This window comes from Paenibacillus sp. JNUCC 34 (assembly GCF_058269055.1).
Window position 1 is genome coordinate 4,555,602 of sequence record NZ_CM177770.1, and the last position, 14,394, is coordinate 4,569,995.

14 protein-coding genes are annotated in these 14,394 nt (G+C 41.6%); 1 reads left to right on the top strand and 13 read right to left on the bottom strand.

Annotated features, from left to right (window positions below; translation table 11 throughout):
• Nucleotides 1–4 precede the first annotated feature (4 nt).
• The 8 genes from AC2TF5_RS21385 to AC2TF5_RS21420 all read right to left on the bottom strand — a co-directional run bounded on the left by AC2TF5_RS21385 (nucleotide 5) and on the right by AC2TF5_RS21420 (nucleotide 7,710).
• Complete coding sequence (locus AC2TF5_RS21385; protein ID WP_491299138.1) at nucleotides 5–811, bottom strand: glycosyltransferase family 2 protein; 807 nt, start codon at nucleotides 809–811, stop codon at nucleotides 5–7.
• Between the two features lie 182 nt (nucleotides 812–993).
• The gene (locus tag AC2TF5_RS21390; RefSeq protein WP_491299139.1) at nucleotides 994–1,665 is read right to left on the bottom strand and encodes an HAD family hydrolase; all 672 of its coding nucleotides are present in this window, start codon (nucleotides 1,663–1,665) and stop codon (nucleotides 994–996) included.
• Nucleotides 1,662–2,648 carry an ATP-grasp domain-containing protein gene (locus AC2TF5_RS21395; RefSeq protein WP_491299140.1) on the bottom strand — a complete coding sequence of 329 codons (987 nt, stop codon included), beginning with the start codon at nucleotides 2,646–2,648 and terminating at the stop codon, nucleotides 1,662–1,664. The genes AC2TF5_RS21390 and AC2TF5_RS21395 overlap by 4 nt, the downstream gene beginning before the upstream one ends.
• Nucleotides 2,635–3,642, bottom strand: a complete 1,008-nt coding sequence (locus AC2TF5_RS21400; protein ID WP_491299141.1) for a glycosyltransferase — start codon at nucleotides 3,640–3,642, stop codon at nucleotides 2,635–2,637. The genes AC2TF5_RS21395 and AC2TF5_RS21400 overlap by 14 nt, the downstream gene beginning before the upstream one ends.
• Nucleotides 3,639–4,631, bottom strand: a complete 993-nt coding sequence (locus AC2TF5_RS21405) for a glycosyltransferase (protein ID WP_491299143.1) — start codon at nucleotides 4,629–4,631, stop codon at nucleotides 3,639–3,641. The genes AC2TF5_RS21400 and AC2TF5_RS21405 overlap by 4 nt, the downstream gene beginning before the upstream one ends.
• Complete coding sequence (locus AC2TF5_RS21410; protein WP_491299144.1) at nucleotides 4,612–5,712, bottom strand: UDP-N-acetylglucosamine 4,6-dehydratase family protein; 1,101 nt, start codon at nucleotides 5,710–5,712, stop codon at nucleotides 4,612–4,614. The genes AC2TF5_RS21405 and AC2TF5_RS21410 overlap by 20 nt, the downstream gene beginning before the upstream one ends.
• A gap of 165 nt (nucleotides 5,713–5,877) precedes the next feature.
• Nucleotides 5,878–7,038, bottom strand: a complete 1,161-nt coding sequence (locus tag AC2TF5_RS21415) for a DegT/DnrJ/EryC1/StrS family aminotransferase (protein ID WP_491302959.1) — start codon at nucleotides 7,036–7,038, stop codon at nucleotides 5,878–5,880.
• Between the two features lie 12 nt (nucleotides 7,039–7,050).
• Nucleotides 7,051–7,710 carry a glycosyltransferase gene (locus tag AC2TF5_RS21420; protein ID WP_491299145.1) on the bottom strand — a complete coding sequence of 220 codons (660 nt, stop codon included), beginning with the start codon at nucleotides 7,708–7,710 and terminating at the stop codon, nucleotides 7,051–7,053.
• 275 nt (nucleotides 7,711–7,985) lie between these two features.
• On the opposite strand from AC2TF5_RS21420, the gene AC2TF5_RS21425 reads away from it, so the two are divergent.
• Entirely contained in the window at nucleotides 7,986–9,278 is a 1,293-nt protein-coding gene (locus AC2TF5_RS21425) for a UDP-glucose dehydrogenase family protein (protein ID WP_491299146.1), read from the top strand.
• A 106-nt stretch (nucleotides 9,279–9,384) separates the two neighbouring features.
• Here AC2TF5_RS21425 and AC2TF5_RS21430 read toward each other — a convergent pair whose 3' ends face one another.
• From AC2TF5_RS21430 to AC2TF5_RS21450, 5 genes are all read right to left on the bottom strand, one after another.
• Complete coding sequence (locus AC2TF5_RS21430; RefSeq protein WP_491299147.1) at nucleotides 9,385–9,969, bottom strand: GNAT family N-acetyltransferase; 585 nt, start codon at nucleotides 9,967–9,969, stop codon at nucleotides 9,385–9,387.
• Entirely contained in the window at nucleotides 9,966–10,199 is a 234-nt protein-coding gene (locus AC2TF5_RS21435; protein ID WP_491299148.1) for an acyl carrier protein, read from the bottom strand. Before AC2TF5_RS21435 ends, AC2TF5_RS21430 begins: the two co-directional genes overlap by 4 nt.
• Nucleotides 10,199–11,908 carry an HAD-IIIC family phosphatase gene (locus AC2TF5_RS21440; RefSeq protein ID WP_491299149.1) on the bottom strand — a complete coding sequence of 570 codons (1,710 nt, stop codon included), beginning with the start codon at nucleotides 11,906–11,908 and terminating at the stop codon, nucleotides 10,199–10,201. Before AC2TF5_RS21440 ends, AC2TF5_RS21435 begins: the two co-directional genes overlap by 1 nt.
• A 34-nt stretch (nucleotides 11,909–11,942) precedes the next feature.
• Nucleotides 11,943–13,124, bottom strand: coding sequence for a phosphotransferase (locus AC2TF5_RS21445; RefSeq protein ID WP_491299150.1), 1,182 nt, complete (start codon nucleotides 13,122–13,124; stop codon nucleotides 11,943–11,945).
• 165 nt (nucleotides 13,125–13,289) lie between these two features.
• Complete coding sequence (locus AC2TF5_RS21450; RefSeq protein ID WP_491299151.1) at nucleotides 13,290–14,378, bottom strand: aminoglycoside phosphotransferase family protein; 1,089 nt, start codon at nucleotides 14,376–14,378, stop codon at nucleotides 13,290–13,292.
• Nucleotides 14,379–14,394 lie beyond the last annotated feature (16 nt).

The window sequence follows — 14,394 nt, forward strand, 5'->3', positions numbered from 1 at the left end:
AAGGTCACCACACGCTCTCTCTGTTACGTGTCAGATCTGACCGATTGCCCCGTACACCAGACTGTGAGATAAACCAATCTATCGCCTCCAAATGATCACCAACAATTAGTCCCTCAAGAGGATCATTTCCTTTGGTTCTTCCTCTTCTTGGGTTGCTCTTCCCTACATCGACCTCATGGACACCGCGTACGTTTAGGCCTTTATATATAGCTATGGCCTGAGCCTTTGGAGGAACAGCTAAATTGTCGGTACCAATCATATCCCTCGCACGGCGGCTCATTGCATGCGGGATCGTGGTTAAGGAGGCGCCTTTCAACCCGGGATTCGAGACCAATATATTTAACGCATGCTTGGCAAGTACAACACTATGAACATGCGTCTTGCCGGTCGGTCCCAAATACTTATTTAAGGCCACATCCACGCCATTTTCTACCGCTTTTGTCAACGGTATGAAATCCCTTGTCTTAATAACGATGTCAGCATCGGTAAACAGCAAAATGTCTCCCTTGGCCTCTCCAGCACCGACACTTCGCCCTACGTCCTGCCCAAGTGCATGCGGTAAGCGGATGACTTTCGCACCGACCCTCTGTGCAATTTCAGCCGTACCGTCTGTGGAACCGTTCGCAACAACGATTACCTCCGTCTGTGGGTGCACCTGAAAAGCTTGGTAGATTACGGCTGCAATGGTCTTCCTTTCGTTCATGGCAGGAATGATGACTGACACCTTAGGTTTCTCTGCGTTTCTGATCATGAACGGATATAGCCTTGTCTTTGATCTCTTTGCGGGGCGCGCAGGAATTCGTTTCGACATGTTTCTCACCTGCCAAATTTGTTTTTAAGTAAACTCCTCCTCTCATTTTATGTATAGGTAATTTTACTGTAACGGCATTCGTACCTTAAGGCGAAATAAAACGAAGGAACAATTTATTGATTATTTCAACTGCAGAAAGAGCAGTCGAATCATTGTATTCGAACTGCCCTTTCCAACTCGTCTCAAAGTAAGTTTATGTGTTTAAGCTCGTATAACGTTAAGATTTGATAATCTGCTAGATAACCAGAGTCTATAGCAACACCGGAGTATAGATCATCTGTTCGCTTTATACATATCGTCGTCCAACCTAAGCGCTTTGCCGTTATAAAGTCTTTTTGAGGATTATCTCCAATATAGACGCATTGCTTAGGATCAAATCCCATATTTGTAGACATTCTAATATAAGGAATCGGGCTAGGCTTCCAATATTCTCGACCCAACTCATCCGAGTACACGATTGTTTTAAAATAGGGGCCTATGCCTAAAGCTTTCACCTTCTGACGTTGTGCCTCTAGGAACCCATCGGTTAATAGACCTATTACATCTTTATCATAAAAATATTGTAACGCCCACCGTGCATCCGGATATAGCTGTATCTTTGGCAGATGTTCACGATAAATCTTTAGCATTTGCAGGACCATTCCGTATTCAATGTCTATGTTCAATAATTCAAGCGCTTCATCAAAAATATGACCTCTGTGTCCTTGATTAAAGAGCAACATCGCTTTTTCAAAAAAACCTTGTACCTTGCAGTGCCTTTGTACCCAAAGATCCACTTCCTGAAAACCACTAATGACATACTCTTTCTCCATATAAAGAGTATCATCCAAATCAAACACGACAGCCTTTATCACTTTATATCGCCTTGTTCTACAAAGAAAGCCTCATCGTATCGAAGCATGACTAGACCGTCGCACCAACCATCCATATTCTCCCATTCAACCGGCTCGTTTAATAGCCATTGAATAATAGTTTTGCAAAAGTGGGCACCAGCTGCTAAGGAAAGAGGGACACCACCTCCAAATCGAGGATTGATCTCAATAAATACAATCTCTTTCAAGTCAGTGACAAAGCACTGCAATGTTATGCATCCCACTGCTCCAGGAAGTGCCTCTGCGACTTTTTTTGCAGCGTTCATAATTTGTTTATCTTTCACAGTCATCCCTTTACTGACTTCGCCTGATCTAGTTTCTATCCGCAAACGAGGTACCGCCGCACAAGCTTTCCCCTGAAAATCCATCAAGACGTCAACCGTATACTCTTGTCCTGTCACAAATTCCTGAAGTATTGGATTTTGGAAATAGCTCAAAAAAAATTTTAATTCTTCAACACTATTTACCTTCGTCACGCCTATGCTGCTGCTCCCGTTAAAAGGCTTGAGCATTAGGGGGTAGCAGGTATAATTTTCTTGTACAGCCTGGTAAGGATCCATAAGCTTGGGTGTCTTCATTCCAATGCTTTCTAAAAACAATGCTGTTTTTCTTTTATCGTTTCCAATTTGGATAACCTCGGAAGCACTAACAAGAACGAATACACCTATTTTTTCAAATTCATTTCGATGATCAGCAAGAACTTGCAACTCCGTATCTATTAACGGGATCACAAGCTTGATGGCATGCTTCTTGCAAAGGTCAATTAATCTTGGGATATAGTCCAAATCTGTAACACGGGGCAGTAGCTCATGGATATCACTAACCTGAGCTGCAGGAGCATTTTTCCGCATATCGGCAGTCACCATTATTCCATCTACGCCCATCTCAAGCAAAGCCTCTTTAAAATATCGAATTAGTGAGACTCTTCGGCCTGCACTAGTAAATAAAATATTAAACTTCGTCATTAGGTTGATCACCTTCTCGAGCCTTGTCTCTGGTCTTCCCAGTGAATTTCCAAAGCTCATCTACAAATTCTCTAACGCGAATCGCAGTTGTATGGCGGGTACGGATTAATTGCATTCCATTCTCAGTGATCTGATTTCTTTTGTCTTCATGCTTCAAATAATATTTAGCTTTATCAAGAAAGTTGTTTCGAGAAATTCTGACGTAGGTCTTTTTATGGATGAAACCTAAATCTTCTAACTCCGGAAATCTAGAAGCCAACAACAAGGTTCCACAGGCCGGAACTTCAAAATATTTTCCAACCGCAAGATCGTATTTGGAACCGCAGGTTAGAAACATTTTTGCTCTGCTTATTTCTTTTGAGTACTTTTCATCAATAAACATGGTTTTCTTTTCCCCCCCCGAAACCCATTTATATCCTGGATGATCGTGGGAAACAAAGCCTTCCATCTTTTGCATGCTATGGTATATTGTATTGCGAAGAGGATATAACTCATTGATTTTTCCCATCATCAAATAGTCTATTTTCTTTTCGACCTTATATTTGTGGAAAACCGGACTATAGGCATGATTCGGAAGCCATCTTAACCTGTCTTTAAGATCTGGGAAATATTTATTAAAGGCATCCCGGTAGTGGGCAAAAATCAATTCAATTTTATTCTCAATTGCATACTTTCTAAATGATTCGTTAATCCGATAGACATCGTGAAACAAAATTCCCTTAGGTATTTTCACTTCATTCATTCCTGTCGGAAGCCCATAAACACCTCGAATAGATTCAAAATCGTCAAAATAAATAAAGTCTGGAACAAAACCCAGGTCTTTAATTATGTCTGGAAGATGCCCTCCGCTTTTCTTTTTTCCATCCCGCAATCCATACCTAAAATGAACTCGCACATCCGGCAACTTGGCAAGTTCCAATTTAAAATAATGATCGGGTTTATACGTAAAGGTAGACCAATTGATTGTAAAATATAGAATATTGATCTTATTCAACTTTGTCCCCCCTTATCAAAGGTGCTCAGACTTCTTTCACTAGTTGTATTTCCAAGGAAATTCCAGAGCTCATTCACGAATTCTCTGACTCGAATATCCGTTAAATGCCGTGAATTTACTAGCTTATAGCCTTCTCGGCTTATTTCATTTCTCTCATCTTCATGTTCAAGATAATATTTAGCTTTCTTTACGAAGTTCCTTTTGTTGATACTAATGAAGTTCTTTTTATCTTTGAACCCTAAGTCAGTAAGCTCCGGAAAATCTGAAGCTAATAGTAATGTTCCACAAGCAGGGATCTCAAAGTATTTACCTACTGCAAAATCATATCGGGATCCACATGTCAGAAACATTTTGGCACAACAGATTTCCTCTGCGTATTTCTCATCCAGGAATAAAGAATCCTTTTCTTCATTAGTGAAACTTTTGTACCCAGGATGTTCATGGACGATTAACCCCTTCAACTGATGACATTTGCTTACAATTTCTTTGCGAAGCGGATAAAGATTATTAACTCTACCCATCGTTAGGTAATCAATCGTTTTTTTGACATTATATTTATGAAAGATTGGCTTATATACATGATTCGGCATCCATCTTAATCTGTTACGCAATTGTGGGAAGTATTTAAGAAATGCATCACGATAGTGAACAAATATTAAATCTATGTCATTACTCAACAGAAAGCTCCTAAAAGCATTTTTCCTCCTTTGAACGTCATGAAGAAGTATACCTTTAGGAATATTGACTTCATTCAAACCATTGGGGAGAGTATTGATTCGTCTGTTATGAGTAAAGTTATCAATATAAATAAAATCGGGGGTAAAATCGAGCTTTCTAATAATCTCAGGAAGATAACCACCTTGCTCTGTGAAATGTACATGCACATCAGGCTGAATGGCTAAGATTTGTTTAAAGTAATGATCGGGTTTATACGTGTATGCGGACCAATTAAAGGTGAAATATAAAATATTAAGTTTGCTGCTCTTCACTCGAATCAACACCTGAGGGCTGAGGCTGGTATAATTCTGGAAACATAGTCCTTACCCTAGTAAGAATTTCTTCAACTGCAACCGAGTCATGCAAGGAAACAAAATTTTCAAATTCTCTTAAACTCACCAACAGTTCTTCTGAAATTGTAGGAGGATCACTTATATAAATAAGATCATGGTAAGTAGCTCTTACTTTCTCTCTATCCGTTAATATTTCTTCCACTAGCTTTTCACCCGGACGCATTCCTGTAAATACAATTTGAATATCTTTACCGAGTTTAAGACCCGCTAAGGAGATCAGTTTATGAGCCAAGTCTATGATTTTGATAGGATTGCCCATATCAAGAACAAAGATTTCCCCTCCTTTGGCCATTGCCCCAGCCTGTATGACTAGTTTTACTCCTTCCGGAATCGTCATAAAATAACGAACCATCTCAGGGTGGGTTATTGTGACCGGACCTCCCTTCATAATTTGCTCTTTAAATAAATGGAAGACACTCCCCCTGCTTCCCAGTACATTACCAAAACGAACGATAACGAACCGGGTCCCGTTGTCTTTCGCCCTAGTTTGCAGCACTAACTCCGCCAGCCTTTTGCTTGCTCCCATGATACTTGTTGAATTAACAGCTTTATCGGAAGAAATAAATATAAAACACTCTGCTTTATACTTTTGGGCACAATCGGCCAGATTTCTAGTTCCCCATACGTTGTTTTTTATAGCTTCGGAGGGGTTTAGTTCCATTAACGGAACGTGCTTATGGGCTGCCGCATGGAAGATAATCTGGGGCCGGTAGAATGAAAAAATATCTTCGAGTCTTTTTTTATCCTGAATATCTGCAATAAGCGATATCATTTTTATAAGTTTATGATGGTTTCTTAATTCTTTTTCAATGAGATAAATACTATTCTCACCATGCCCTAATAACAGAAGCATGCGAGGTTCAAACCTAGTGATTTGCCGACAAAGCTCGGAACCGATTGAACCTCCCGCACCAGTTACAAGAATGACCTTATCTTTGATGTAACCACTTATTTCATCAATCTTGATATCAATCGACCTTCTCTCGAGCAAGTCCCCCATACTTATATCCTCAAGAGCATTTCGTATGATACGCTCCCTTGTCTTTGCGTCTCTTGTCCTTTTCATAAGTTGTTTTATTCAACCTCCCGCAAAGCTTTTTAATTTAGCATATTACCAGATGTATTCTAAGTCTTTTATAAAAAAGGTCTTGATTAGGATGGGGGATCATGATTTCCGGTCGTTTCTTAAAATTTTGAGAATACTTTCAATAACTCGTTCAAGATCCTTCTCTGATAGATTAGAACCGGACGGCAGACAAAGCCCTCGTTGAAATAATAAATCAGAAACGCTGCCTTTCTCGTCGTGCTGAAAATAGTTACATTTATTATAGAGGGGCTGAAGATGCATTGGCTTCCAGACTGGCCGCGCTTCAATATCAAGCTCTGCTAAAGCTTCTATGATCCTTACCGCGGATATTCCGGTACGTGTGGGGTCAACTGTAAGTGCAGTGAGCCAACGGGTAGATCGGCCATATTGGGGCTCTGCCATAAACTCTATTCCATCCCATTTCGAAAGAGCTTGATGATACGACTCGAAAACTTTACGTCGTTCGGATACCCGCTGATCGAGTACTTCTAATTGCGCCCTCCCGATTGCCGCCAACACATTGCTAAGCCGGTAATTATACCCCAATTCACTGTGCTGATAATAAATCGCAGGATCCCGAGATTGCGATGCCCAATTTCGAATTTTCGCTATGGCTGCTTCATCATCGGATATGACCATCCCTCCCCCTGAGGTGGTAATGATCTTATTCCCGTTAAAAGAATAAATACCGAGTTTCCCCAATGACCCGCTGGCTTTTCCCTGATATGTTGCTCCCAGAGACTCTGCAGCATCCTCGATAATGGGTACTCCATACTGTTCACATACCTTTATGATCGCTTCCATATCTGCGCTTTGCCCGTATAAATTTACGACCACAACGGCTTTCGGTAATTGTCCTTTAAATTTATAATGTTCAAAAGCACGCTCTAACGCTGTGGATGACATGTTCCATGATTCCGGTTCTGAGTCGATGAATACAGGTGTTGCCCCTTGGTATACTATAGGATTTGCACTTGCAACAAAGGTAAGCGTTGAACAAAAAACAAGATCCCCGGACCCTATACCTAAAGAAATTAAGGCCAAATGAATGGCAGCTGTACCCGAGCTTACAGCTACAGCCCCCATTACCCCCGCATATTCAGCTATTTCCCGTTCGAAAGCTTCTACATGAGGACCTAATGTTGTAATCCAGTTAGTCCGAAAAGCCTCTTGTATCCATTTCAATTCGTTATTGCTTAAATGCGGAGGAGATAAATATATCCTTTTATGAGTCAAGATATCACCCCCATTTCAAATATCAAAGCTTTTGGTTATTAGCGTGATATAGTTATCGGTGTACGATATGAATCGGCACTTGGCCATATACTCTTCGGTGCTGGTTTTCTGCGTATGGGTATTTATGTTCTTTCTTCGGACGCATACGTAATTGTATCTGGATGAGGAGAATAATCGATATCCTTCTCTCTTGGATCGTCTCAGGAATTCGGCATCGCTCGCGTGTTCCATCTCCTCATTGAATTTGATTCTATCCCATACCTCCCTCTTAAACAGAAGGGTCCCCCCCTTAAGATGCCTTCTGTACTTTTCTTCTCCTTCCTTCCTGAACAGCATTAGCGCATTTTTTTCCTCAAAATACACAAACGAAGTATGTTTACCTACAACGTGAGCCTTGGTTCGCTTAAGCGTGCTTACGCCCTCTTTCAGGTAATCGGGTGCATAGTAATCATCATCATCGAATTTTGCAATGAGATCATGTTTTGCCTTCCCGATCCCGTAATTCAAACATTGTCCTAATTTCCATTTCTCCGAGATCTTATAAACGGATACATATTTATACCTCTTTGCTTCTTCCCTCCATTGGTCTATATCCATGTCATCTTTATTCAATACGATAATCAATTCTTTATTTTCAAAATTTTGACGAGCATAATTATCGAATATGTTATTCATAAAAGAAGGTCTCATCGTACAACAAATGATAGAAACCAACTCGATCCATCCCTTCTGATCTCTTTGTCGCTAAGATCAACACCTCCGTGATGTAATACCGGTTGATCATAATTTTCCTTTTCCTGATAAAGTATGAAATTTACATTAGAGGAGAAACGGCGAATTCACCAGACGTACTACCCATGTCATTCCTTTTCGTTTCATCATAATGTGGAAGTAACGAGCCTCTCAGTCAAAGACGGCCTTACTTTTTGAAAAGAGGTGTTGACCACATCATGAATATACTGGTAGCAGGTACTGGTTATGTGGGGACGACAACCGCTCTGGTGCTGGCGGAGTCAGGTTGGAACGTAACGGGGCTAGATACCGATCTGAACAAGCTGAAACAGCTTCAACAAGGATCCATCCCCTTTCATGAAGAAGGGCTTGAACGTTTGTTGAAGAAGCATCTACGGACCGGAAAGATCAAGTTCACTTCGGATACGGACTCAGCCATTCGGAATAATGATGTGATTTTTATATGCGTAGGAACCCCATCCGGGCAAGACGGCCAAGCTGATACTCAGTATGTCAGGCAGATCGCCGCCAATATCGGCCGCTGCATGAACGAATATAAGCTTATCGTTGTCAAGAGCACCGTTCCCGTCGGAACGCAACGTTTAATCGTGCAATGGATTCGCTCAGCGCAAGCTCTTGCTTCCCCATTCGATGTCGTTTCGAATCCCGAGTTTTTACGTGAGGGAATGGCATTGTCGGATTCGTTTTCTCCGGATAGGATCATCATTGGAACGGACAGTAATCATGCAGTCAAGCTTCTCAAGGAACTGTATCAATCGCTATCTTGTCCGGTCGTGATTACGACGCCTGCAACGGCAGAGTTGATTAAATATGCTGCCAATGCTTATTTGGCCATGAAAATTTCATACATCAACGAATTAGCCAGGCTTTGCGACAAGCTTGAGATTAACGTCAAAGAAGTAGCTCACGGGATCGGACTTGATCCCAGAATTGGACCAAGCTTTCTGCAAGCCGGGATAGGCTACGGCGGCTCCTGTTTTCCCAAAGATACCTCCGCTTTGGTCCGGTTGGCAGATGCGCTTAATTCCCCGTTAACCATAATAGAACAGGCCGTATCCGTAAATCAGACCCAATATTTATATTTACTAGAAAAGGCTCGAAAAAGGCTAGGGGATTTCAACGGAAGAAAAATCGCCATATTGGGTCTCGCCTTTAAGCCGGAAACGGATGATATCCGGGAAGCGCCTGCTATCAGGATGATCAAGGTTCTTCTTCACGAACAGGCACATATTTACGTGCACGATCCGATCGCAAAGCTTCCCCCAGAACTGGTCCAACCATCAGTTACATTCTGCAACTCCCCTGATGAAGCGTTGAAAGGAGCCGATGCCGCATTCCTCTGCACCGAGTGGAAGATGTATAAGAACATCGATTGGCGTCAAATGAAGCAGATCATGAAGCATCCGAATCTATTTGATGGCAGGAACCTACTGGATGCCGGACGAATGAAGACCTTGGGCTATTCTTATCAAGGAGTAGGATATCAATAGAAGCAAAATAGCAAATAAACTCAAGTAACTCTTGAGTTTATTTGCTATTCCTTCGGATGAAAATAGGTTCGCTGTCAGAGACAGCGCTTATAAAACTACGGACAAGTTATTCACTAAAGTCTTCCGTAAGCAAACGCTCTGCCATGATAGCCGGTTTCTTCAATCGTTCCTGAATGACAGGCCAGTTTTCCTTGCTTGCCGTATGGATGACCATATCATAAGAAACGCCTTTAATGGTTAAACCGCCGCGTTCGATCCCTGTACGGGGCAGTCCACAATTGTCATGAAAAGACACGACGCTTGCATTGTCAATTACCGTGTTGGAATAAACACTGGACAAACCTAAAATATCAAATGCGACATGAAGAATAAGCCACACACTGGCTGGCGCGGCCGGAATCAAAGGGGAGATAATCCACCTGCCCCAATTACCGGATTGATCTGCGATATCATAAATCGCAATTGTGCCGACAGCTTTTCCTGATAAAAGTTCGATACAGAAGTAATAATCGCCCTCTCGATGAAAGTACTTCTCCAGCCATGATTCATGGATGGAGAAACGGGAATCGATTTCCCCGATATACTTGGACAATTCAGGTGTTCTTCTAAGTTTGAAAATAAACTCGGCATCATCCATCGTTATCGGCCTTAATCGGACCCCGAAGCGTTCTACCATGATGTTATGCTTCACGATTTCACCTCTATAATCTCAGCTAAATCATCCAAACTCGTTATTCCTGCAACCTCCCTAATCGAGAAACGAACATTAAATTGCTCTTCAAGACGGAGAATGAGTTCCATATGCTTCAATGAATCCCAGTTTGGCACTTCCTCACGTTTTGGATTTTCATCCGGTGGCAGCGTTGTGTTCAGCACCTCAGACAGAATTGACCCGATTTGTTCGCGTAACTCATTATTCATTAGTTCACCTCCAACTGGGCAGGATGATTGCTGCACGCAGCTTTCACACGCATCAACAGATCTTTAAGAGATTGTGGTTCAGGTGAGTCTCCTACAAAACGCTTCAACCAATCGAGCGCCGGAGCATTCCGCGATCCTTGGAGGCGATCGATGTTCAAATGCTGAACTCCACGAGTTATTAATTGTTCCAAAACCCAAGCGAATGTCACCGTTTCAATCTCCCGGCCAAGCGCTCTGCAGCTAAAAAGCGTTTCAATCAATTGCGCCTTCTCACCTTTGATCCTACATATAAAGGCACCAATTACACCACTGTCAGACAATACATCAGAGAGAGAAATTGTGACACTTAAATAGTTGTTGATATCCATGACTTCATGAACTTCGCTTTCGGTCATCCGCCTTAAAGCCAAGTTAAACTGATTCGTTTTTCGGCTTAGTTCATACAACCGCTTAACATGGGAAGGATCATTCTCATAAACTGTTATATGCATTTCCAAGCTATCCAGATATGCATTATAATCAGACGCCTCGTGCTTAATTCTCTCCCGCCTTTGATTCGCTTGAATATCCGCTGTTCTTGAAAAGGCTGCATCATCGGGATGAAGTTGATACAGTCGCGGATAATGACACAACCCGTTCATTGTCTCTTGACCGTCTCTTTTTGCCCGGAGCAGATGTACTTCAGGCCGTGTGGCTGCCATCTTGATCAATTCAGCAGGATTATCATCTACAAATAAAAAAGCGGAAGAATCGATATTCAATATTTGCGCCAACTGATCCAGATTTTCTGCTTTCGTCCGCCAGTTGGCACAAACAGCTGCAAAATCGTCCCACTTTAACGGAAAATCATCCCGCTTCTCAAACAACACTTTTACGTCTTGTTCCTCGTTACGACTGCACAACGTTAGCAGTACACCCGACTGTTTAAGCCGAAGCAGCAGCCTCTGCAATAGATGATGACCTTCGGTTAGTGATACCCTTTCGGCTCCCTCTTCACCTAAAACCCCGTTGTAAAGTGTATCGTCAAGGTCCAGAGCAATCGCTTTAAGCCGGGGTACAAATGTAGCTGGAAGGAGATGAACACCCAAGTGACGGGAAATGATAATCGTTGCCTCGTTAGAAAACGGATAGTTGCTTATTTCTTCATTTCGGTAATCGTAGAAGGAGTCAGAACCTTCTTGGACCAGCGCAGCCAGATCAATCAGGACGCAGTCGGTATTTTGTTCGATCAATTCCGATATATGCGCGTTTAAATTGCGGAACCATCCTTTATCGCTTGCAGAAAAACTGAATAAGGTATCTTTTACTCCGAGGGACTCAGGCCAGTTATTTACCCATATTGATTTATTGGTTACAGCCCGTAATTTTTCAATCCTCTCATGTAACCAATGAACGGCTTCTTGTGCTGTCATCGATTTTAGATAGATTCGCCAATCGATCCAAATGATGAATACATCAGCCAACAGATCTCCACCAAGCCCTGTTAGAGCAGCATCATAATCCGAGTAATTAAAGTGGACGTCAGCTTCCCATAACCTGCAAAAAGGAGGCATCAAGTTCGCAATAAACTCAAAGGGCATCGTTCTATCCACTCTGATCAGGAAGATTTGACGGGAAGAAAGCTTCGGGCTTCCGGTAATTTGAGCTCGAGTGGGAATGGAACACAACAAAGAATCTGCCAAATCAAGATAGGTTAAAACATGATTCATGCGCATACCTCCTTTTTGTGTTATTAGGTAAACCTTAATACAGACCCAATTCCTTACCCCAAACTTTGATTTTCTCTAAGAAAACATCCAGCAAATGGGCAGGCTTCAAGCCATCGATTCCCCATTGAAGCTGATTATACAAACTTCGTTCCAGCACACGCTGTAAATAAGCCATTTTATACAAATGAATCGGATTTACGTCGAATGTGATACCGTACTTAAGCATTTCTGCAGCATATAAAGGTGCACATCGCTCGATCACCACATCTTCGTCGGCTCTCCAATCTTTCCTGTACGCAAAAAATACACCGATCAAATTGAACATGTCGAACCAGCAAGGTGTGAAACGTGCGCCTTCCCAATCGATAAACTTAATATTCCAGTTCTGTTCATCCACATTGTGGCAGCCCATGTTTGGAGTCTGCAGATCATTATGGGTAATACTTTTACCTGCCTGGATAAGCTCAGGGAAATAAATCGGTCCTTTTTTCAAAATGCGCTTCAAATCGTTATAACTGGAACTCAGTCTCTGCTTAAATTCAGGATGGTCCATGGCTTTATCCAGATACTCCAATGTCTTCTCATGGTACTTCATACGTTCTGCAGATAAAGCGTCCGATTCATATCGAGGAAGCCAATCCTCATATACATCCCACTTGTTGTAAAAGTTATCATTAAAGGTTAGAGCATGAAGCTTGGCTAAGGAAGGAATAATCCGATCAAAATGATCCGGCGTAAAAATAACTTGACCTTTTATTTGAGGGACATACTCCATAAATACCCATACATTATCACCGTTCATTCCCTCTAAAATTAAATAGATCGTGGGCATTAAATCCGGTAATATTGAGCTGACCTTACGATACATATTTAGTTCCGTGAGCGGTTCATCAGCTATAGGCGCTTTAAAAATTTTCAGAATAATTGGATACGCTTGTTTGTTCGCTGATACTTCCAGCTTCCAAATCGCACTTTTAAATGTTTCTTTCAAACATTCCATTTTTCGGTCATTTAATACGACAGATGAGCCAAAATGGGATGCAAACTGCTTGGCGCAATGAAGCTCTCTCCATTTCAGACTTATATCATTAAGAGGCGGGTTATCCAACAATGCTTTAGCATCTTCAAGTCCTTTTACATATCCGTCTTGTTTACCCTTATTAAATCCATCACTTCTGCCCTGCTCGTATCCACTTGAATCATGTACATTTGCCATATGCGTAGTCCTCCACTCCATATTCCTTCTATATCCTATGTTGAAAACCGCCATCGTGACAGTAAAAAAATTTGATATACAATATGTCAATCTTCTAAATTTTGAAGGGTCTACTTGAACTCTTTAATTGCAAATTTATTCAATGAATCGGCGGCATCATGCTAGTTAATACAATTCTAATTTTTTTCCGAGCACTTTAATCTTCTCTAAATAAACCAGCAAGAGCTTCGCCTCTTTTTTGCCGGTTACCGCCCAGTTCAGCTGAAGGTACAAGCTTTTCTCAAGTATTTTTTTCAAATAAGCCATCTCATATAATTTCATGGGGTCCATATTAAAAACAACGCCATTCTTTCCCATCTCATTCGCATACAAATGAACACAGCGATGGGTAATCTCCTCTTCTTGATCTTTCCACTCTGTTCGATACGCCAAAAAAACGCCAATCAAATTGACGAGATCATACCAGCAAGGGGCATACTTCGCACCTTCCCAATCGATAAATTTGATATCCCATTTATTCTCATTCACATTACGACAGACGATATTGGCTGTGTGCAAATCCCCATGGATAATGCAGCAACCTGCTTTTCTCACCTCTGGAAAATATCCGGGACCTTGCTTCAGTAGAGTCTGCAATAGGGAGTAGTATGGCTTGATTATAATATTGAGATCATTCACCTTCATCGCCTCATTGAGATAATAAAACGTTGATTCATTTAGACGTAATCTTTCCTCATCTGCTTCCTTGGAGTCAAATCGAGGCAGCCAACCTGCGAATAATTGTTCCTGCTCTAAAAATCGTTTATCCATCGTTGCCGCATGGAGCTTAGCCAATGTCGGAATGATCTTGTCAAAGTGATCAGGGTTATACTCTACCCTCCCTTTGATAGGTTCTATATATTCCATGAACACCCAAAAGTCGCGATGGCTCACATTTTTTTTGGCCAAAAACACTTTTGGCATGAACGGCTGTAGGACTTTTCTGGCTTTACGATATATTTTTTTTTCAACAATACTTTCCGGCCGCTCTTCTTTCAGCTGTTTAGAAATTTTAAGTATGACGGGAAGGCTCTTGGTGTCAGCATCAATCACTAGCTTCCAGATACTGCTCTTGTATGAGTCTTTTAAACATTCCATTTTTCGATGATTTAGTGTTACTTCCTTTGCCGAAAGAAACTGGAATGATTCAGAAAATTTCATCTTACGCCATGTTCTTCGAATCAATCGCTTGTCTATTTTGCTGGTCCGATTCACTAGCCCTCACTCCATT

Bases quoted from the DNA above. Each gene is read 5' to 3' on its own strand.
- AC2TF5_RS21410 (WP_491299144.1), bottom strand. From the start codon at position 5,712: ATGGGGGACTTGCTCGAGAGAAGGTCGATTGATATCAAGATTGATGAA.
- AC2TF5_RS21425 (WP_491299146.1), top strand. From the start codon at position 7,986: ATGAATATACTGGTAGCAGGTACTGGTTATGTGGGGACGACAACCGCT.
- AC2TF5_RS21395 (WP_491299140.1), bottom strand. From the start codon at position 2,648: ATGACGAAGTTTAATATTTTATTTACTAGTGCAGGCCGAAGAGTCTCA.
- AC2TF5_RS21435 (WP_491299148.1), bottom strand. From the start codon at position 10,199: ATGAATAATGAGTTACGCGAACAAATCGGGTCAATTCTGTCTGAGGTG.
- AC2TF5_RS21385 (WP_491299138.1), bottom strand. From the start codon at position 811: ATGTCGAAACGAATTCCTGCGCGCCCCGCAAAGAGATCAAAGACAAGG.
- AC2TF5_RS21445 (WP_491299150.1), bottom strand. From the start codon at position 13,124: ATGGCAAATGTACATGATTCAAGTGGATACGAGCAGGGCAGAAGTGAT.
- AC2TF5_RS21420 (WP_491299145.1), bottom strand. From the start codon at position 7,710: ATGAATAACATATTCGATAATTATGCTCGTCAAAATTTTGAAAATAAA.
- AC2TF5_RS21440 (WP_491299149.1), bottom strand. From the start codon at position 11,908: ATGAATCATGTTTTAACCTATCTTGATTTGGCAGATTCTTTGTTGTGT.